This window comes from Alteromonas sp. ABH4_457, assembly GCF_056160625.1.
On record NZ_JBSWXN010000023.1, the window covers coordinates 1 to 442 of the forward strand.

Consider the following 442-nt stretch of genomic DNA (forward strand, 5'->3'; position numbering starts at 1 on the left):
TGTTCAGCACTGGCAGTGTCAGGTCAATTAATCCTGAGGTGCTGACAGTTGCCAGATTGCCGGCATCATCCAGTACCGACACGTTCACATCCAGCAAGCCTTCTGAAATTGCCATGGGTACATTGGCCGACCAGGTACCATCGCCCAGTACTGTTGCGTTGAAGCTTTGCGTATCACCGTTACCGTCCGTGATATCGATGGTTACGATACCGCCGATTTCGTCAGAGGTACCGGAAATCAACGGTGTATCGCTGGCCAGATCGGTGATCGGGTTGATGTTCAGCACTGGCAGCGTCAGGTCGATGAGGCCGGAGGTATTCACCGTGGCCAGATTGCCCGCGGCATCCAGCACCGACACGTTCACATCCAGTAAGCCTTCTGAAATTGCCATGGGCACGTTGGCGGACCAGGTACCGTCGCCGAGAACTGTCGCGTTGAAGCT

General features: G+C 55.2%; 1 protein-coding gene. It reads right to left on the reverse strand.

The features are described 5' to 3' along the window. Positions 1–442: Ig-like domain-containing protein (locus tag ACXAGR_RS23780; protein WP_474852922.1), on the reverse strand; the 442-nt coding region annotated here is incomplete at both ends.